The following is a 20179-nucleotide window of genomic DNA, read 5'->3' as shown; positions in this document are numbered from 1 at the left end:
CGGCGAGGGGCCGTTCGTTATTCCCGCCGCCACTGAGGCCGTGATTACGTTGTGCACGATTTAATCGCACACTAGCTTTATGGCATCACCCCAGGAACGCCAGGAGGAAGCCATGAAGCGCCCCGTCCTCGAACCCGCCGCCGCCGAGTTCGCCGCCGCCACCGACCAGCCGCCGTTCCTGTTCCAGATCGCCCCGGAAGAGGGCCGCAAGGCCGTCGACGAGGTGCAGTCCGGCGCCGTCGACAAGCCGGAGATCGACGAGCAGTGGGTGGAACTGGACGGCTTCAAGGTGCGCGTCGTCAAGCCTCTGGGCGTGGAGGGCCCGCTCCCCGTCGTCCTCTACATCCACGGCGCGGGCTGGGTCTTCGGCAACGCCCACACCCACGACCGCCTGGTCCGCGAACTGGCGGCAGGCGCCGGCGCCGCGGTCGTCTTCCCCGACTACTCCCTCTCGCCAGAGGCCCGCTACCCGGTCGCGATCGACCAGAACTACGCCACCGCCCGGTGGATCCAGTCCGCCGGCGCCTCCCACGGCCTCGACACCACCCGGGTCGCCGTGGCCGGTGACTCGGTCGGTGGCAACATGGCGGCCGCGTTGACGTTGCAGGCCAAGGAACGCGGCGACATCGACCTGAAGGCCCAGGTCCTCTTCTACCCGGTCACCGACGCCTCCTTCGACACCGACTCGTACCTGCAGTTCGCCGAGGGCTACTTCCTGCGCCGCGACGGCATGCAGTGGTTCTGGGACCAGTACACGACGAGCGAGGCGGAGCGCGCCGAGATCACGGCCTCGCCACTGCGCGCTTCGGTGGAGCAGCTGGCAGGCCTGCCACAGGCGCTGGTGATCACGGCCGAGGCCGACGTGCTGCGCGACGAGGGCGAGGCCTACGCCGACAAGCTGCGTGCGGCCGGTGTGCCGGTGACGGCCGTGCGGTACGCGGGCGCCATCCACGACTTCGTGATGCTGAACGCGTTGCGCGGCACGCACGCCGCCGAGGCCGCGATCAGCCAGGCGAGCGCGTTCCTGCGCAAGGCTCTCAAGAAGTAGCCCGTGCCGTTGCCCGGCCCCGTTTCCCTCTGAGGGGAGCGGGGCCGAAACGTGTCAGCCGCGGCGAGTACTCGTGACGTGGAACGGCGTGCCCTGCTGGCACGTCGTCATCGCCCCGGGATCCGGCTTGCCGCTGACCTCGACCATCGCCCCGGCCACCGCGATCGCCGGATCGGCGCCGAGCAGCAGGTACTGCTCACCCGGCGCCGTCAGCAGCGTGCAGCCCGCCTCGACCCCCGCCGACACCGTTCCGCGCACCGTCTTCACGTCCGGGTCGAGCGCACGCGTAGGTGTCGGCAGGGTGGGCGGCAGCGGGGCCGAGGACGGCGGCAACGGCGGTGGCACGCTGGGTGTCGTGGTGATCGGTGCGACGGACGACGTGCTGGACGACTCACTGCTCGACGGGGACGAACCCGTCGGCGTCTGTGCAGCGCCGCACGAAGCCAAGACCACACACAGCAGTACGGCAGCTAACGCGCGCATGAAGCCGTCACCTCCGATGGACCACGGCTACCGGGCACGGCGCGTGGTGGAGCACAGCGTGGCTCACTGAGCCCAGGATTGCACGCGTCACGGCGCCACGGCCGTGACTGCCCACGGCGATCAACGCGGCGCCATCGGCTGCTTGGAGCAGCGCGCGCGCCGGTGCGTCGAACGCCACCTCCGACGCGACGTGCACGTCAGGCCACTGGGCGATGTGCGGTGCTAGCTGTTCTTCGAGGAGTTTGGCGAGGTCTGCGCGGACGTGGTCGAAGTCCTGTTCGGGCAGCTCGGCAAAGCCCACGTCGTTCCACGCGTGGATGGCGAGCAGCTCGCGGCCGTGGCGGGCGGCGTACTCGAAGGCGAACGCGATCGCGTCCGTGGAGGTGTCGGAGCCGTCTACGCCGACGACCACACGTCCGTCAACAGGTCCGGACCTCGTCACGATCACCGGGCGGCCGGCGACGGACACCAGTTCTACGGCGGTGGAGCCGAGGAACATCTCGGCGATGCCGGTGCGACCGGACGAGCCGAGCACGAGCAGGTCGCCCGGTTCGGCGGCGAGGACGTCCACCGGCCGGCCGATGCGGACGTGGGTGGCGATCTCCAGGTCCGGCCAGCTCTGCTTGAGCTCCTCGGCCAGTTCGGCGAGGTGGTCCTCCGCGGCTCGCGACATCGTCTCCTCGGTGACGAACTCCGGCACCGGGACGGACATCGGCGTGAACACGGGCTCGGGCAGCGGGGCTCGCACGGCGTGCACTACCTGCAGGGCGGCGCCTCGGCGGGAAGCTTCCTCCGCACCGAACCGCACGGCTCGGCGGGCCAGGTCGGAACCGTCGAACCCGACAACGACCGTAGACATGAAAAACCACCTCCGACCGGGGCGTACCCGATCGGAGGTGGTTCTAAATGTGATCTACGAGCTAGTTGATGACGAACTGCGATCCGGGTTCGATCGTGATGTTGCCGTCACGCGAGTTGGTGATCGTGACGTTCGTCAGGCGTGCCGAACCGCGGGCCTGGGCCATCGCGAGGATGCCAGAGCCGTTGTTGGAGCCGTCGATGCGGACGTTGGTGATGGCCACGTCCGGCATGCCGCTGCCGCCTCCCTTGAACTGGATGCCGTCGTAGGTGGAGTCCAGGATCTCGGTGTCGCGGATGACGACGCCGGGGATCGGCAGGTTCTGCGAGAACAGCGTGATGGCGCCGAACTCCTGCGCCTCACCCCAGAACGCGCCGCCGGTGCGGTACAGGGCGTTGTTGGCGAGCAACGTGGTCCCGCCGAACGGCAGCGGGTCGTGGTCGGTCGCCAGCATGATGCCCGGGTAGTTGGCGGTGTCGGAGATGACGTTGTTCTCCGCGCGGTTGTTCGAGCCGCCGTAGATCGCGATGCCGTTGGCACGCCAGGGAAGCGCGATCGTGTTGTTGAGGAACGCGTTGCCGCTGCCGACGTCGACGTTCTGGTCCTTCACGTACTTCGACGCCCACACGGCCAGTGCGTCGTCGCCCGTGGTGCGGAACGACGAGTTGAAGACCGTGGAGTTGCGGGTGCCGTTGGTGAAGTTGATGCCGTCGGCGTAGGTGTCGCGGATGCGCATGCCGCTGAACTGCAGGCCGTCGCCGGGGTTCCAGCGGTCCGGCAGGTTGGTGTAGTCGCGGCCGACCCAGACACCGACGTTGGCGTGCTCGATCCACACGTTGGTGACCTTGGTGTTCTTGCCGAACCGGCCGTTCAGTCCGACGCCGCCCTCGGCACCGCCGTCACCGCCGCGGATTCGGCCGGAACCGAAGATCGCGATGTCGGAGATCTGGGTGTTGTCGTCGATGTCGAACCCGAAGTTGCCCTCGTGCGGGTGGTTGATCGTGCCCGCGTCCTGCGGCTGGATCAGCGAGAACAGCTGCGAGCGCCACATGCCGGCGCCGCGGATCGTGACGTTGCGGATGCCGACCTGGTTGTCGCCACCGCTGTTGAACACGGTGAGGATCTTCTTCTCCTGGCGGAACTTGCCCTCCGGGATCCAGACGCAGGGGATCTCCCCGTTCTGGTCGGCCGTCACGGCGCGCTGGATGGCGTCCGTGTCGTCCGTCTGGTCGTTCGCCGTGGCACCGTACTGCGTGATCGACACGCACTCGGACGGCTTGGAGGCGGCCGGGGCGACCTGCTCCAGGTCGATCAGGTCGATGACGTAGAACTGGGCGTTGTCACCGGAGTCGCGCTGGAGCTTGAACTTCGTGCCGGCCGGGTAGCTCGAGGCCAGCAGCTGCGAGGTCTCGTCGAACAGCCTGCGGGCGTCGCCGCCGGGACGGTTCGTGAGGCCCTCGGGGTCGTCCGTGGTGCCGTAGAGCCAGCTGTGGCGCGACGAGAACGTCAGCTTCTGCACGAACTGGTCGTTCGCGTAGAGGCTGATCGTCGCCTCCTGGCCACCACCCGCGGCGGCGTCCGGGATGGAGTTGCGCACGACGATCGAGTTGGTGCTGACCGTCGAGGTGATCTCCACGAACTGGCCCTGCGCGTCGAGGCGCACCGACTTGCGGCCAGAGGACTCGGAACCGAAGTTGGTGTGCCCGAACGTGCGCTTCGCGTCGGCCTGCAGCAGCGTGCCGGTGTAGCGGCCCGCTTCGGCCTCATACGAGGTGAACGGCACCGACGCGCCGCGTCCGACCACAATGGACTGGGTCGCGGTGTTGTTGTTCTCGTTGGTCTCCGCCACGACGTTCGTCGCGTCGGCGGTCGCGGTGGCCGTGGCGCCGCCGTTGGTGGCGGTCCAGGAGCCGACGTTGACCGTGACGGTCTGACCGGCGTTGATGGCACCCGTGTTGGCGTTCAACGTGCTGCCGCCGATGGCCACGCGGGTCACCGAAGCGCCCGCCGCCGACGTGCCGCGGTTGTTGACCTGCACCGCGAACGTCACTGCCTGGCCCGCCGCCGGGGACGACGGGTTCGGCGTCACGCCGAGGATCTGCAGGTCCGGTCCCGGAGCCTGGCCGACGACCAGGGGAGAGCCGGAGGTGAAGGTGTTGTTGCCCTCGTTGGTCTCCGCGACCTGGTTGGCCGGGTCCACCGTGGCCGCGGCCGCGTAGGACCCGGCACCCCGACGGCCCGCGTCGACGTTGACGGTGGCCGTGGCTCCAGGGGCGAGCGCACCCACTGCGGCGCTGCCCACGACGGTGCCGCCGAGCGTGGCGTTGAGAGTCGTGGCGGTGGAGGCCACGGTGCCGCCGTTGCGCACGGTGGCGGTGAGCCTGATCGCGTCGGCCTCGGACGGGCTGGCCGGCGTCCACGTCAGGTTCGTGACGGTCAGGTCGGGAGCCGGTGCGGACGCCCCGAACACCTGGAACTCGGCGACCTGGCCGCCGGGCGCGCCGGTGTTCGAGTAGAAGTGCAGCCGCACGTCGGAAGCTCGCCCGGTCAGCGGGATGGTGACGGTGTTGCCGGTGGCCGGGTCGAACCGGTAGTCGGCGCGCGCCTTCAGGGTCGCGAACGCGGAAGCGCTCGCCTCCTTGCCCAGCACCTCGAAGTTCTGGGTCCGAGCTCCCCACGCGGTGTCGGGGTTGAGCTTCACGACGACGGACGTGATGTCGGCGTTCGAGCCCAGCTTCGCGGTCAGGTGACCCGGGAAGCCGTTGGACTCCCAGTACGTGCCGGTGTTGCCGTCCACGGCGTTCGCGGCCACGAAGTTGTGCACGTGGCCGGACTCCTCGACCGGCTTGCCTGCCGCCAGGTTGTCCCCGGCGGGCGGCGGGTCGACCGGACCGGACTCGCCGTGCACCTCGAACTCGCTGAGCTGGCCCGCGGACCAGCCGGAGTTCGCGGTGATCGAGACGCGCACGTACCGGGCGTTGGTGGCGGCGAAGTCCAGCGTCACCGTGTTGTTCGAGCCGGGGGAGAAGACCCGCGCGCCAGAGCCGACGATGTCGGTGAACTGCGAGCCGTTCGCACTTCCTTGCACAGCAAGCGTTTGCGTGCGCTGTTCCCAAGTGGACGGCAGGCGCAGCACGACCTTGCTGACGCTCCGGGAGGAGCCGAGGTCGGCCTGGAGCCACTGCGGGAACACGCCGTTGGCGCTCTCCCAGTAGCTGCCCTGGTTGCCGTCACCGGCGTTGCCGGCGCCGTACGGGCCGTTGCTGCTGGACGCGGTCAGGTTCGCGGACAGCCGGACAACCGCTGCTCCTGCCGCGGGGGTCAATCCGAACAGTGCGAGGGCGCTGACGACGGCAGCACTCACCGCACGCTTCAGTAGCGTGTTTCTCATTTTGAATTGTCCTTCGTGGCAGGGGTATCAGTTGTTGATATTGATCTTGAAGGTGGTCGTGGTGTTCCTGATGTCCTGGAAGTTGTTGGCGAACCTCAGGTCGTTGAACGTGACCTCGCCGACGGCGGGACCCTGACCGGGCTCCGGCATCTCGTTGGCCCACAACCCGAATCCGGACTTGGCGTCGAACGCGTCACCGGACTTGCGCGCACCCGAGATGCTCACGTTGGACAGCACCGTGTCCTGGAAGACGTTCTCGGCGGCACCGTTGTACTTGGTCTGGAACATGATTCCGCTGTACGTCGGGTCGATGATCTCGACGTCGCTCACCCGGATGCCCGTGTACTTCTTGGAGGCGGAGAACATCCAGATCGCGCCGAACGTCTGCTGACCCCAGAAATGGCCGCCGGAGCGCACCAGGGTGAGGCCGCTGAACGTTGTCGGCTCCGGTCCGAAGTCCTCCATCGGGTACCCGAAGTCGAGCGAGCTGATCGTCACCGCGGAGTAGGTGAGCGTGTCCGCGATGTAGATGTTGCGGAAGATGTTGTTCTTGCCGCCGTACACCGCGAGACCGGCCGCGCGCCACGGAGTGGTCACGCTCAGGTTCTCGAAGACGTTGTTCTGCTGGCCGCTGCCGCCGTTGTCGGTGGCGGCGAACAACGCGAACGCGTCGTCACCGGTCGAGCGGGCCTCGATGTTGGCGATCCGGTTGCCCGCGGAGCCGTTCGTCATGTTGAGGCCGTCCGCGTACATGTTGCGGATGCGGCTGTCCTTGATGACGTTGTTGTCGACGTTGTTGCCCCAGAACAGGCACATCATGTGCTCGACCCAGATGTTCTCGATGGTCATGTTCTGGACGCCGGCGAAGTCGAACACCTTGCCGGGGCCGTCGTTGCGCTGCGTGTAGTTGCCGAACACGGCGAACCCGCTGAACGTCGAGCCGCTCGCGGACGACTGCGCGCTGAAGCCGAGGTCGGTGTTCTCCTGGGTGAGCGGGGCCTGGAACCGGGTGAACCAGGGACCGGCGCCGACCACGCGGACGGCCTTGCCGTAGACGTTGAACTTCTGCTGCGTCTGGTAGGTGCCCGCGGGCAGGTAGACGCCGACCAGGTTCCCCGTGGTGTCCATGCGGACGCGGTCGAGCGCGTTCTGCACGTCCTGGTGGGTGAACCCGGCGGGCACGGCATAGCGTGCCGCGTCAGGGTTTCCGGCGGCCTGCACCTGTTCGAAGTTCACGAAGTCGATCGCGTAGTTCGTGGTGTTGGCCGCGTCCTTCTGCAGCTTGATCTTCGTGCCCGCCGGGAACGTCGAGTTGAGCATCACGTTCGCCTCGTCGTAGATGTGGCGCGGCCCGCCCGACCCCGGGGAGTTGTTCGGGGACGCTTCGTTGCCGTAGAGCCACATGTACTTCGACGTCAGGTCGATGGCCTTGTGGAACTGGCCGTTGACGTAGATGTTGAGGTTGCTCGTGATGCCGCCGCCACCGGAGCTGTCCGGGATGGAGAAGCGGGTGACGAGGGTGTTGGTCGGTGCGCTGGTCGTGAACTCGACCGACTGGCCGGTGCCGTTCAGCGTGACGGCGCGGCGGCCGGACGCCTCACCGGCGAGGTCGCCGATCGTCCTGTTCGGGCTGAGGACCTGCGCGCCACCGCCGACGGTCGCGTCCTCGGCCTCGACGTGCTGCCACGGAACGCTGGCGCCGCGGCCGATGAACAGCGACTGCTCGCTGGTGTTGTTGCCCTGCTTGGCCGGGATCTCGTTGCCGTCGTTGGCGATGGTGGTTCTCACCGTGTAGCGGCCGTCGGCGGCGGGCCACGTGCCGACGTTGACCGCGGCGGTGGTCGCCCCCGCGTTGATCACGCCGTTGTGGCTGCCGGTCAGCGTGCGGACGGTCTGGCCGCTGCTGTTCAGGATCGTCACGGTGATGCCGTGGGCGCCGGACGCGCTGTTGGTCGAGCCCTGGTTCTTGATCGCGACGGAGAACGTCGTGGTCTGGCCGTTGCTCGGGTTGCTGGGAGCCCAGGTCGGTACCGCGACCAGGTCGGAGCTCGGGACCGGGGTCACGACGAGCGGCGACGGGTGGACGCGGGCGTTGTTGGTCTCGTTCTGCTCCGCGACCTTCTTGGTCTCGTCGACCTTCGCCGTGTACTCGTAGGAACCCTCCGGGCGCGCCGGGATCGTCGTGCTGACGTTCGCCTGCGCACCGGCCGCGAGCGCGCCGACGTTCGCCGTGCCCACCGCGGTGGTGCCGAGGAAGAACGTGACGTCGGTGGCTCCCGACGCCGCCGTGCCCGCGTTGCGGACGGTGGCGTTCAGCGTGATCTGGTCGGTCTCCACGGGAGCGGCCGGCGTGAACGACGTGGCCGTGACGGTGAGGTCGGGGTTCGGGGCAGGGGTGCCGAACACCTGGATCTCCGCCACCTGCGTGCCGGGCGCGCCGGTGTTGGACGTGCCGCGCACCTGGAGGTCGGCGACGCGCCCGGAGGCGTTGATGGTGACGCTGTTGCCGGTCGCGGGGTCGAAGCGGTAGTCGCGGCCGGGGGTCAGGCTGGTGAAGCTCGTCGCGTTCTGCTCGCGGCCGAGGACCTCGATGTTCTGCGTGCGGGCACCCCACGCGTTGTCCGGGTTGAGCTTGAGCGCGACGGAGCTGACGTCCGCGTTCGCTCCCAACTGGACGGTCAGGGTGCCGGGGAGGCCGTTGGACTCCCAGTAGGTCTGCACGTTGCCGTCGTTGGCGTTGGCGGCGACGAAGTTGTGCACGTTGTTGTTCGCCGTGACGGGCTTGCCCTGCGCCAGGTTCGTGCCGGTGGCGCCCTCGCGGGTGACCGTGTTGCTGGCGGGCGACTGGTTGCCTGCGGCGTCCTTGGCGATCACGTGGTAGCTGACGCGCAGGCCGTCGGGCTGGCTGTCGGTGAAGTTCGTCGCGGTGACGGTCGTGCGCAGCGTGCCGTTGGCGTAGACGTCGTAGCCGGTGACGCCGACGTTGTCCGTGCTCGCGTTCCAGGTCAGCCGGATCTGCCCGGCCTGGGGCTGGGTGAAGGCGAGGTTGCCGGGGGCGCTGGGCGCTTGGGTGTCACCGCCGGTCGGGCCCTGCACCTCGAACTCGCTGATCTGGCCCGCCGGCCAGCCGGTGTTCGCGGTGATCCGCAGCCGGACGTACCGGGTGGTGGCGGCGGTGAAGTCGATGGTCGCGGTGCTGTTGGAGGCGGGGTTGAAGTCGTAGCCCTTGCTGGGCACGAGATCCGTGAAGTTGGTGCCGTCCGTGCTGCCCTGGACCGCGAGGGTCTGGGTGCGCGCGCCCCATCCGCCCGTCGGCAGCTTCAGCACGACCCGGTCGGCCTTGACCGCCGCGCCGAGGTCGGCCTGGAGCCACTGCGGGAAGGCGTTGTTCGCGCTCTCCCAGTAGGTCGACTGGTTGCCGTCGCCCGCGTTGCCCGGACCGTAGTTCTGGTTGGTGCTGCTGGCCGAGTACGACGCCTGGAGCTTGACGCTCGCCTCGGCCTCCTGCACCGCCAGCTTCGCCGTGGTGCTGGTGGCGCGGACGTGCTTGACCAGCGTCGGGTCGACCTTGAAGGTGACCTTGCCGTTCTGGAACGTGTGCGGTCGTTCCGCGACCAGCGTCGACCAGCCTCTGCCGTCGAGGCTCGTCTGGACGGCGAACGTCTCGGTGGCGTTCTTCCCGCTGGTCAGGGTGACCTCGCTGATGCGGGTCTGCCGTGCGAGGTCGAGGCTGACCGGCGCGGCCTGGGCGGCAGGGACGAAGGTCAGGGTCGCCGCTGCGGTGATCAGTGCTGTTGCCGGGGCTAGCAGGGAGCGAGCGCGTGTCGTCAGTGACATGGCGTGCTTGGCCCTTCTCGGTGGGGACGCGAGGGGGTGTGGCGCGCCTCACCGTAGAAGTGACCAGCAGATTACCGCAATATCTCGACGTGATTGCGCAAATTTGCGACAGAGCCCTCTGAACAGGAAAGACCCCGGTTCGTTCACGTGTCCGAACAGTGTCCCAGCGTGCGCAAGGGCGATCACCAGCGGCTGGACAGAGGGGTTTGCGGTCGGTTCGGACCCGAACCTGCCCCGAAAATTGATTTGATCTCGATACGCGCGCTTGCACGGGCTTGCTCTGGGCTTGCCGCCGTTGCGTAAGACTTGCGCAAACTTCAGAGCTTCGCGAACAACCTTCTGGTTCGGTTCAGCAGATCCAGCCTGTGCTCACGCTGGCGGAGCGAGTGCCCTTCGCCGGGGTAGAGCACGAGTTCGGAGTGCTTCACCGCCGCGTGCAACAGCTCGGCTTGCTCCACCGGCACGTTGGTGTCCTCGGCGCCGTGCACGATCAACATCGGCGTCGTGATCTCGTGGGCGTACGTGATCGGGCTTCGCTCCGGGGTGTCGGCGAGCGCGGCTTCGAACGCGCCCCACTCGCCGTCGCGCACCTGCCGCGGCCAGTCCGAAATGCCCGCGCCCACCAGGGCCGCCTTGAACCTGTCGGTCCTGGTGGTGGCCCAGGCGGCCATGAACCCGCCGTGGCTCCAGCCGGCGATGCCGAGCCGGTCCGGGTCCGCGACTCCTTCGGAGACCAGCAGGTCGAGGCCGTTCTCGATGTCGTGCCACTCCTCGAGCCCGACCCGGCCGCCGACGGCTTCGGCGAACTCGTGCCCGTGGCCCAGGCCGCCGCGCGGGTTGGGCAGGAAGGTCGCGATCCCCTGGTGGGCGAACCACTGCGCCGACGGCACCCAGTGCAGCTGCAGGTTGTCGGTGAACCGGTCGTACGGCCCGCCGTGCACGATCGTGACGAGCGGAACGGCCCGCTGCGGCGCGCCTCGCCGAGCGGGAGGGCGAGCAGTCCGTCCGGGCCGAGGCCGTTGTGGGTCCGGTGGATCAGGTGTTCCTGCGCGCCCAGGGCGGTGCCGCGGAGGCCAGTTGTGGGGTGGCAGCAGGTGCGATCAGGGGACGCGCCCGAGGAGGGTGCCATCGAGGCGGCGGAGCTCGGTGTTCTGTCCCCGCCACCACCGCGCGTACCCGTTTCCTGGACCGCGCCGACCCGAGGCCGCCGTACGCCGGCCGCGTTGTCGCCGAGTGCTTCGTCCGAACACGGCGTTCGCTGCCTGCCGAGCCTCGGTCCGGTGTCCGCCCTGCCGCATTCCTGCTGCCGCCCTCCCGCCCTTCCGCTTGCGGGGCGAAGATGACCATGGTTTCCGGACATCTACTAGAGGGCGTCAGGCGTGGATCAGGACGAGGTTCACTCGTCCGGGTGGCGGATAGGTGATCGCGGCAGGTCAGCCGTGCCGGTGCCGGGCGACGTGCCGGCCGGGGACGCTCACCCCGGTCGGCGCGGGCTTCGGTGGCTGAGGCCGGTGGGACACGACGATCTCGTCGGTCAGCTCGCGCACGCTCGCTCCTTCGCCTTGATCTCCACCTGGCCACAGGTCCTGCGGTCGGCGCCATGACGATTCTCGTGGCAGGTGCGTGCGCTCACCAGGAACGCGGCGACCGCGCGGCTTCCGGGTGAGGTCGAGGACGTGCTGGAGAGGCCCGCGCGCTCCTTCGCCTCGTGGGCTCGGGAGCGCGCGGGCGCCTTTCTCAGCGGAGCAGGTACGCGTTGACGATGGTCTGCTCCACGGTCTGGTCGTTGCCGTACGCCTTGGCGCGCAAGGAGACCGACTTGGCGTCCTTCGGGTGGGCCAGCAGCACGCGGTTGCCGGTGATCTGCGTGCGCTTCCACGTCGTGCCGCCGTCGTAGGAGACCTCGACGGACGTGACGCGGACCGAGCCCACCTGCGACTGGGTGGAGATCGGCACGGCGAGCATCTGGCCGGCGCGGCCGTAGCCGTCGTCGTCCAGCTGCGGGGTGAAGCGGATGACGGACAGCGGCAGGGCGGTCTGGCTCTTGGTGGTGTCGCTGCGGAACGTCCATGCGCCGGACACGGTGGTGCTCAGCGGGCCCGGCCGGGTGGCGGTGGCCACGAGGCGGTAGTTCGCGGCGCCCGGCTGGACGTCGGCGAGGCCCCAGCCCGGCTGGTTCGAGTCGATGACCTTCACGTTGTCGCGGTAGAGGACGGTCTGGGCCGCGGTGACGGGGGAGTAGCCCTCGTTGCCCGCGTTGTCGCCGTAGAGCGGGACCGTGATGCGGACGAAGTCACCCGCGCGGAACGAGTGCGGGACGTCGCGCGACTCGGGCAGCGCCGGGCCGAACACCGCGCGGTTGAACGGTTCCACGTAGGAGCGGCCCGGCTTGTAGTGGCGCAGCGGCGTGCTCAGCGAGCCCAGGTTGCCGGTCTCGTCGAACAGGTTGAAGCGGCGGGACCAGTCGCCGCCGTCGCCGCCGTAGTACTCGGTGCGCGGGCCGGGGACGAAGTTGTCCAGCGAGCCGTACGTCCAGTCGGCGCGGCCCTCGGGGGACGAGGTGTGGCCGATCGAGGCGGTCTGGCCCGGCTTCAGCGCCGGCATGTCGACGCGCACGGACGCGAGGTCCTTGCGCGCGACGGTCTTCGTCAGGCCGTTCGGCGCGGATCCCTTGCTGTACCAGGCGAGTCCGTAGAAGTCGGAGCCCGCCGTCCAGAACGTCGCGATCTTGCCGGTGACCTCCTTCGAGTCGGGGCCGATGCTCGCCACGCCGAGGTGGTCGACGACGCCGCCGACCGAGAAGTTGCCGATGGTGTAGGCGGTTCCGTCGACGACGCGCTCGAAACCGGTCTGCAGCAACGAGAGCTGCGCGGTGACCGGCAGGGTCACCTTGACCGGCTTGGCCTTGCGCGCGTCCAGTTCGACCGTCGTGTCGCCGGTGACGGTCAGGTTCGGGTAGTTGATCACGTCGTGCGTGTACGCGCCGGACGACGACATCACGCTGCCGCTCAGGATGTAGCGGCCCTTGGCGACGCGCGCCACGCCCGTGGACGTGTTCGGCCAGACGCGGGCGCCGGTGTCGACGTTGATCATGCTGGCGAACGTCGACGTCGTCGTGGCGCCGGAACGCTCGACGCCCACCACCTTGACGTCGTAGCTCTCGACCTCGAGGTCCGCGACGACGGCGGTGCGCAGGCCGCTCGCCACGACCGCGCCGCCGAAGACGCCGCCCGCCGGCTGCTTCGCGATGTCCGCGGTGACGGTGGCCTTCGCGGTGCCGCCGGCCGGGACCGTCAGGCGCGCGGGGGAGACGCTGAACAACGCGCCGGTCGTGTCCGCCGACAGGTCGAGCGTCACGGCCTCGGAACCCGCGTTGGAGTAGGTGATCTCACGGGTCAGCGCGGCCTCGCCGGTGTGCGGCCACTGGTGCGCGCCGAAGTCGACGCTGGTCGGGTTCGAGGTGACGTTCTGCTTGATCAGCTTCGCCACGTCCACCCGGCCGGTGCCCTGCTCGAACGGCGTCAGCCCGGACGTCGGCGTGGCGGTGCCGGTGAGCCGCGCCTTCAGCTCCGCGCCGCTGAGGCCGGGGTGCTGCTGGCTCAGCAGGGCCGCGGCGCCCGCGACGTGCGGGGTCGCCATCGACGTGCCGTCGAGCGCGGTGTAGCCCTCGACGACGGGCGCGCCGATCCTGCCCGCCGCGTGCAGGGCGGCGACGATGCCGACGCCCGGCGCGGTGAGGTCGGGCTTGAGGGTGCCGGACTGCGACGGGCCGCGCGCCGAGAACTCCGCGATCCTGTCGTCGCGGTCGACGGCGCCGACGGTCAGCGCGGACGTGGCGCTGCCGGGCGAGCCGATCGTGCGGGCGGACGGGCCGAGGTTGCCCGCGGCGACGACGAACAGCGCGCCCTTCTCGTCGGTGAGGCGGTTGACGGCCTCTTCGAGGGGGTCGAGTTCGGGGGTGTCGTAGCCGCCGAGGCTCATGTTGATGATCTGGGCGCCCTGCTCGACCGCCCACTCCATGCCGGCGATGATCCCGCTGTCGTTGCCGGAACCGTTGTCCCCCAGCACCTTCACGTCGAGGATCTTGGCCTCGGGTGCGACGCCGTGGTACTTGCCGCCGCTCTTCGCGCCGGTGCCCGCGACGATGGACGCGACGTGCGTGCCGTGGCCGTAGCGGTCGACGTTGTCCGCCGACGACGAGAAGTTGCGCTCGCCGATCTCGCGGTCCGCGAGGTCCGGGTGGGTGTTGTCGACGCCCGTGTCGAGCACGGCGACCGTGACACCCTTGCCCGTCAAGCCCGCGGCGTACGCGGCGGGGGCGTTGATCTGCGCGACGCTGCGGTCGAGGTTCGCCTGGCGCCTGGCGTCGAGCCAGATCTTCTCGGCACCGGAGGCCGTCAGCGACTGGCCGCCGGCCAGCGGGGTCCTGGCGGCGTCGAACGCCACGCCGTTGATGCTGCGCAGCTGGAGGCCGGGCTGCGCCTGCGCGGTCAGGGTTCCGCGCGGGTAGGTCGCGATGACCGGCAGGGCACCGTCGTAGGTGGCCAGTTCGGTGACGTCGAAGAGGCGTTCGTCGAGGCGGCCGTCCGCGATCATCGGGATGGCGTCGTGGGGAACGACGTACTCGTGGCCCTTGACGTTGTAGGTGGAGAAGAGCACGCGTTCGCGGCCGGGTGCCGGTTTGATCGCTCTTTGTCCGATCAGGACTTGGTCACCGGTGACCAACGTGACCGGGCGGGTCGGTTTTGGCGACGTTTCCGCAGGTGAGGGCGAGGCTTGGGCGTGACCGGCTGTGAGCAGGGCACCGGCCAGTACGACGACTCCGAGTAGGCGCACCCGGTCCTCCGTGATGTCGTGGGAGCGATCTCACGGACCGTAGTGACGTGCTCACCTGGCGGACAAGGTCTACACCAATTTCCGGTACGCTTTACTCTTTCTGCCGTGACGGGCCTGCGTGAACGCAAGAAGGCGGCGACCAGGGAAGCCCTGGGCGACGCCGCCTGGAGCCTGTGCGTGGAGCACGGCCTCGACCGGGTGACGGTGGATCAGATCGCGCGGGCGGCCGGCGTCTCGCTGCGGACGTTCTTCAACTACTTCTCGTCCAAGGAGGAGGCGGTCGTCGCCGGCGACACGGCCACCGCGCTCGCGTTCGTGGAGGAGTTCGCCGCCCGCCCGGCCGAGGAGCCGGTGCTCGTGGCGTTGCGCGAGGCCGTCGACTCGATCTACCCGAGCCACGTGGACCTCGAACGGCTGCGGCAGCTGCGCGAACTGCGGCGCCACCCCGCGTTGCTGCCGCACGTGTTCGCCGCCTACTCGGCCCGCGAACAGGCGCTGACGGCGGCTATCGCGGCGCGCTGCGGCGTGGACCCCCTCGTGGACCCGTACCCGGCGGTGACGGCCTCGACGATCCTCGCGTCAATGCGCGCGGTCGTGCAGTGGTGGCTCGACACGCCCCAGGCCGCCGAGCGCTACACGGCGGCCGAGCTGGTCGGCAGGATGATCGACCAGCTCGGCGCCGGGTTCACCAGGTGACCGGGAGCGAGTGCACGCCGTAGATCGACATGTCGGTCCGCAGCGGCACCTCGTCGGCGGGCACGGCGAGCTTGAGCGCGGGGAGCCGCTTGAGCAGCTCCGTGAAGCCGACCACCATCTCGACCCGCGCGAGCTGCTGGCCGAGGCACTGGTGGATGCCGTGCCCGAACGCCACGTGGTGCCCGCGCGGCCGGTCGACCAGCAACGCGTGCGGGTCGTCGTACTGGCTGTCGTCCCGGTTCACCGCGGGCACCGACACGACCACCGTGTCCCCGGCCCGGATGGTGACGCCGCCGATCACGACGTCCTCCTTGGCGTGCCGCGACACCCCGGAACTGATGATCGACAGGTAGCGCAGCAGCTCCTCGACCGCGTTGTCGACCAGCTCGGGGTTGTCGCGCAGCTTCGCCCACTGGTCGGGGTGCTCCAGCAACGCGAACGTGCCCAGCGCCAACATGTTCGCCGTCGTCTCGTGCCCCGCGATCAGCAACAGGTTCGCGATGCCCGTCAGCTCGTCGTCGGTGAGGTCGGTGTCCTTCACGAGCCCGGACAGCAGGTCGTCGCCGGGGTTGGCGCGTTTGGCGAGCACGAGGCTCTTCATGAACGCGCGCATCTCGGTGGTGTTCTTGATCTGCTCGTCCACCGTGGTGTTGAGGTTCAGGAGCTTGGACGTGCGCTTCTGGAACTCGTCCCGGTCGCCGTAGTCGACGCCCAGCAGCTCGCAGATCACCAGCGACGGCACCGGCAACGCGAAGTCGTGCACGAGGTCCGCAGGCGCGCCCTTCGCGAGCATCGCGTCGAGCTGAGCCGTGACGATCTCGTGGATGCGCGGCGTCAGGTCCCGCATCCGGCGCACGGTGAACTGCCCGGTGAGCAGCCGGCGGAAGCGCGTGTGCTCCGGCGCGTCCATGAAGATGAACGACCCGGCCCGCCGCTCCGGCGGGAACATCTCGGCGTGCAACTCGGGCGACAGCATCGCCCTGGCACGCGGGCTGTTGATGCGGTCCGAACTCATCTGCGGCGCCGCCAGCACCGCCCGCGCCTCGTCGTGACCGGTGACGAGCCAGACGTTGTCGCCGTTGTGCTCGATCCGGTGGACCCGCCCGCGCTCGCTCAACTCGGTCAGCCCGGCGCTGGGGTCGAACGGGCACCCGCCCCGGTTGACGAGTTCCTCGGGCAGCTGGGGGCGGAAGAGCTCCTGCGCCTTGCGCTGCCGCTCGGCCGTGGTCATGGGGTTCCCCCTTTGTCTGACCCGGTGTGACCGGGTCGTGGCTCGGCGTCACCTCCACGCTACCGAAACTTGCGCAACGTGCAAGAATTTTGCCTGTGCTTTAACGGGGTGGGGGCTGGGGGAGGGCGCGAGATCAGGGGAGGGGCCGGCCGCGGGCGAGACCGGGTGGGGCGAGACCGGACGGGTGGGCTGGCCGGGCGGGTGGAGAGGCTGGGCGGGTGGAGAGGCTGGGCGGGTGGAGAGGCTGGGCGGGTGGAGAGGCAAGGCGGGGCAAGGCGGGGCGGAGGGCAGAGCGCCGTGAGGCGGGGTGGCGCGAGGCGGGGCGGGCTGTGCGGGGCGGCAGGGCGGAGTGGGCGAGACAGGGCAAGGCGGGTGGCAGGCCGATCGCTGCGAAGCAGCGCGGGACAGGCGGCGCGGGGCAGGGCGGCGCGGGGCAGGGCAGGGCGGCGCGGGGCAGGGCAGGGTGGCGCGGGGCAAGGCGGGGCGGGCGGCAGGCAGGGCGGGCCGAAACAGGGACGAGGCGGGCCGCGCGGGGCAAGGCAGGGCGGGCGAAGCTGGGTGAGAGGTAGGGCGACTGAAGCTGGGGTGTGGGGCGGGCGGGGCGGGTGAAGCTGGGGCGAGAGGCAGAGCGAGACAGGCAGCGCGCGGGCAGGCGCGGGATCAGGGCGGACGAGGTTGGAGAGGTGAGGGCGGCCGCCGAATGACAGGCCGCGCGGGGTGCGGGAGGCGCGGCGGGGACAGTGTGGGCTGCGGGAGGTACTGGCGCGCCAGGTCCGGGCGGAGCGGCGGGGGCCTCACGGCTTAGGTGGTGCCGCGCGGCCTGAGTGGCGGCGAACAGCCTGGACTGCGGCCGGCGGGGTGGCGCGAGCAGCTTCGGGTCGATGTCAGGCGGGGTGGGGCGGCAGCGGGCGTGAGTGGCGGTGAGCAGCCTGGGCCGCAGTCAGGCGGGGCTGGGTGGCGGGCGGTGGGGCGGCGCCTCGTTGCCGGTGCCGCCCGCCACTCCTGAGGCGTTCCGGTTTCAGACTGCGAACACCTGGGCGTCGTCTGCGAACGCCTTGAATTCGAGGGCGTTGCCTGCTGGGTCCAGGAGGAACATCGTCCACTGTTCGCCCGGCTCGCCCCTGAAGCGCACGTAGGGCTCGATGACGAACTTCGTGTTGGCGGCGCGGAGTTTGTCCGCCAGTTCCTGGAAGGCGTCGACTGTCAGGACCAGGCCGAAGTGGGGGACTGGGACGTCGTGGCCGTCCACCGGGTTGCTGACCCGCTCGGTCCTCGGGGCCAGGTGCGTGACGAACTGGTGGCCGTGCAGGTTCCAGTCGATCCACGTGTCGGAGCTGCGGCCCTGGGGCAGGCCGAGGGTGTCGCCATAGAAGGTGCGGGCGGCGGCCAGGTCGTCTACCGGCATGGCCAGGTGGAAGCGTGGGATGGTGGGCATGTAGGAATGTTAACAAGATGACAAGCGGGTGGCATGTTGTCTTGTTAACATCGCTACATGGCATTGGGGCCGGCTCGGCGTCGGGGGTTGGGGACCGAGGTCGCGGACGTCATCCGCGAGGCGATCTTCGAGGGCACCTACGCGCCGGGTGCCGCGTTGCGCGAGGTCGAGTTGGCTGAGGTGCTCGAAGTCAGTCGCGGGCCTGTGCGGGACGCGCTGAAGGAGTTGGAGCGCGAAGGGCTTGTGCACACCGAGTGGCACAAGGGGTCCACGGTCGCGCAACTGAGCGCGAAGGACGTCGCCGAGCTCGACAGCTTGCGCGGGGCGTTGGAGGTGCTGGCGGTCGAGCGGGTCGTGGCCATCGACGCGTCGTTGGACGGGATCGCGCTGGCCGCGGAGAAGATGGAACGCGCCGAGACGCCGCACGAGATGGTGCGGTGCGACATCGCGTTCCACGACGCCGTGTACGCCGCCGCCGGCCACAGCAGGCTCGCGCAGGCCTGGGACGCGATCCGGTCGCAGGTGCACCTGTTCCTGATCACCCGCGTGCAGCTCAGCTCCGACGGCTACCTCGAGCAGATTCGCGACGAGCACCGCGACCTCGTGGCGGCGCTGCGGCTCGGCAACGCCGAAGGGGCGCTGAAGCTGTTCGCCGAGCACCGCAAGCACGCGTTCGACGTGCTCCGGGCGAAGACCGACTAGAGCCAGCCGTGCTCGTGCGCCACGGCGAACGCCTCCGAACGGTGCGCGACCCCCAGCTTCGCCACCGCCGCCGAGAGGTGGTTGCGCACGGTCCCAGGGGACAGCGAGGTCCGCGAGGCGATCTCCGCGACCGGCGTGCCGAACTCGCTGAGCCGCAACACCTCCAGCTCCCGCTGCGTCAGCGGGCACGGCGGCGCGGCCAGGGCGTCGGCTGCCAGGGCCGGGTCCACCCAGCGGCCACCGGCGTGCACGCGGCGGATCACGTCGGCGAGCGTGCCGCCCGGCGAGCCCTTCGGCAGGAAGCCCCGCGCGCCCGCGTGCAGGGCCTGTTGCAGGTGCGGCGGGCGGCCGCGGCCCGTCAGGATCACCACGGCGCACGACGGCAGCACGCGCGCCAGCTCCTCGGTGACCTCCAGGCCGTCCAGCGACGGCATCTGCAGGTCCACCACGGCCACGTCGGGGCGATGTGCCCGTGCGGCCTCCACGGCGGCACGGCCGTCGCCGGCGCGCGCCACCACTTCGAGGTCCGGCTCGAGATCGAGCAAAGCCGCCAGAGCGTCGCGGATCAGCTCCTCGTCGTCGGCCAGCAGCACTCTGATCACGTGGGCACCACGACCTGCAACGTGAACACGTCCCCCGACTTCTCCGCCGACACCTGACCACCCACCGCCACGACCCGCTCCCGCACCCCGCGAATCCCGTTGCCCTCGGCCAAGGGCTTGAACGTGCCGTCGTTCGTCACGGTCATCCGCACCTCCGAGCCGGCCGAGACGTCGATCATGCACCACGTCGCGTGGCTGTGCCGCAACACGTTGGTGCACGCCTCCCGCAACGCCAGCGCGAGCTGCGTGGCGCGCTCACCGGCAACATCGGCCGACGTGACCGTGCACCGGATTCCGGCTTCCTGCAAGACGTTCCGCACGGCCTCGATCTGCCCCGCGAGATCCACGGCGCGATAGCCGTGCACGGCGTCACGCACCTCCTCCAACGCCGACGACGCCAGCCGCTGCGCCTCGAACGCCTCCGAAGAAGCCCGGGCAGGGTCGGACGAAGCCAGCCGCCCGGCCAGCTCCGCCTTCAGCGCGATCACCGTCAGCCGGTGCCCCAGCAGGTCGTGCACGTCGCGGGCGAACCGCAGCCGTTCCTCGCTGACGGCCAGCTCCGCCTGCGCCTCCCGGCCCGCCCGCGCCTGCCCGAGCAGCCCGGCGAACCACATCGGCAGCCCGGCCATCGCGATGATCGTCACCCCGACCGACGCCGAGATCATCTGGTACGCCGTGTGGTCGCGCGTCACGAAGAACCCGACCAGCCCGGAGACCACCACACCGCCGATGGCCGCGAGCCACCGCCACGGACCGGTGAGCAGCAATGGCGCGAACCCCGCCGCCGCGCCCCCGATCCACGCCCACGTCGACAGCGAGTCCGGCCCCACCGGCGCCACCAGCGGGATCGACACCGCCACCGCGGCCACCAGCACCCACAGCGGCCCGCCCCGCAACGTCACCGCGAACGCCACGGCCACCACCAGCAGCCCCAGCACGCCGAGCCAGCGCAACGCGGACGGCTCGCGCAACACCGACACCAGCGGGACGATCAGCGAGCTCACCCACAGCAGGTGCAGGGCCCCGCGCAACGCGGTGTGCGGAAGGTCGTTCATCGCC

13 protein-coding genes are annotated in these 20179 nt (G+C 69.9%); 3 read left to right on the top strand and 10 right to left on the bottom strand.

Annotated features, from left to right (window positions below; genetic code table 11):
* Positions 1-112 precede the first annotated feature (112 nt).
* On the top strand, positions 113-1048 hold the full coding sequence (locus tag ACQEU1_RS10015; RefSeq protein WP_433198608.1) for an alpha/beta hydrolase: 936 nt from the start codon (positions 113-115) through the stop codon (positions 1046-1048).
* 54 nt (positions 1049-1102) lie between these two features.
* Here ACQEU1_RS10015 and ACQEU1_RS10010 read toward each other — a convergent pair whose 3' ends face one another.
* The 6 genes from ACQEU1_RS10010 to ACQEU1_RS09985 all read right to left on the bottom strand — a co-directional run bounded on the left by ACQEU1_RS10010 (position 1103) and on the right by ACQEU1_RS09985 (position 14277).
* On the bottom strand, positions 1103-1531 hold the full coding sequence (locus ACQEU1_RS10010; RefSeq protein WP_433198606.1) for a hypothetical protein: 429 nt from the start codon (positions 1529-1531) through the stop codon (positions 1103-1105).
* 7 nt (positions 1532-1538) lie between these two features.
* Positions 1539-2390 (bottom strand): universal stress protein, encoded by an 852-nt coding sequence (locus ACQEU1_RS10005; protein WP_433198604.1) that lies wholly within the window; start codon positions 2388-2390, stop codon positions 1539-1541.
* A gap of 61 nt (positions 2391-2451) precedes the next feature.
* Positions 2452-5781 (bottom strand): CARDB domain-containing protein, encoded by a 3330-nt coding sequence (locus ACQEU1_RS10000; RefSeq protein ID WP_433198602.1) that lies wholly within the window; start codon positions 5779-5781, stop codon positions 2452-2454.
* Between the two features lie 27 nt (positions 5782-5808).
* The gene (locus ACQEU1_RS09995) at positions 5809-9618 is read right to left on the bottom strand and encodes a discoidin domain-containing protein (protein WP_433198600.1); all 3810 of its coding nucleotides are present in this window, start codon (positions 9616-9618) and stop codon (positions 5809-5811) included.
* 317 nt (positions 9619-9935) lie between these two features.
* Positions 9936-10559: an alpha/beta hydrolase family protein gene (locus tag ACQEU1_RS09990; protein ID WP_433198598.1), complete on the bottom strand. Its 624-nt coding sequence runs from the start codon at positions 10557-10559 to the stop codon at positions 9936-9938.
* Between the two features lie 796 nt (positions 10560-11355).
* Positions 11356-14277 (bottom strand): S8 family peptidase, encoded by a 2922-nt coding sequence (locus ACQEU1_RS09985; protein WP_433198596.1) that lies wholly within the window; start codon positions 14275-14277, stop codon positions 11356-11358.
* 282 nt (positions 14278-14559) lie between these two features.
* Here ACQEU1_RS09985 and ACQEU1_RS09980 point away from each other — a divergent pair, with 282 nt between their 5' ends.
* Positions 14560-15150, top strand: a complete 591-nt coding sequence (locus ACQEU1_RS09980) for a TetR/AcrR family transcriptional regulator (RefSeq protein WP_433198594.1) — start codon at positions 14560-14562, stop codon at positions 15148-15150.
* Here ACQEU1_RS09980 and ACQEU1_RS09975 read toward each other — a convergent pair.
* Positions 15140-16381, bottom strand: coding sequence for a cytochrome P450 (locus tag ACQEU1_RS09975; RefSeq protein ID WP_433198592.1), 1242 nt, complete (start codon positions 16379-16381; stop codon positions 15140-15142). The genes ACQEU1_RS09980 and ACQEU1_RS09975 overlap by 11 nt on opposite strands.
* A gap of 1018 nt (positions 16382-17399) precedes the next feature.
* Positions 17400-17816 (bottom strand): VOC family protein, encoded by a 417-nt coding sequence (locus tag ACQEU1_RS09970; RefSeq protein ID WP_433198590.1) that lies wholly within the window; start codon positions 17814-17816, stop codon positions 17400-17402.
* Between the two features lie 57 nt (positions 17817-17873).
* Between ACQEU1_RS09970 and ACQEU1_RS09965 the strand changes: the two genes are divergently transcribed.
* Positions 17874-18518 (top strand): GntR family transcriptional regulator, encoded by a 645-nt coding sequence (locus ACQEU1_RS09965; RefSeq protein WP_433198588.1) that lies wholly within the window; start codon positions 17874-17876, stop codon positions 18516-18518.
* Here the strand turns inward: ACQEU1_RS09965 and ACQEU1_RS09960 are convergent.
* Complete coding sequence (locus ACQEU1_RS09960) at positions 18515-19120, bottom strand: response regulator transcription factor (protein ID WP_433198586.1); 606 nt, start codon at positions 19118-19120, stop codon at positions 18515-18517. The genes ACQEU1_RS09965 and ACQEU1_RS09960 overlap by 4 nt on opposite strands.
* Positions 19117-20175: a sensor histidine kinase gene (locus ACQEU1_RS09955; protein WP_433198584.1), complete on the bottom strand. Its 1059-nt coding sequence runs from the start codon at positions 20173-20175 to the stop codon at positions 19117-19119. The genes ACQEU1_RS09960 and ACQEU1_RS09955 overlap by 4 nt, the downstream gene beginning before the upstream one ends.
* Between the last annotated feature and the right edge of the window lie 4 nt (positions 20176-20179).

It is taken from the genome of Lentzea sp. CA-135723, assembly GCF_050936595.1.
In the GTDB taxonomy this organism is placed as follows: Bacteria; Actinomycetota; Actinomycetes; order Mycobacteriales; family Pseudonocardiaceae; genus Lentzea.
The sequence above is the reverse complement of the archived record's forward strand: the minus strand, read 5'-3'. Positions and strand labels throughout refer to the sequence as shown.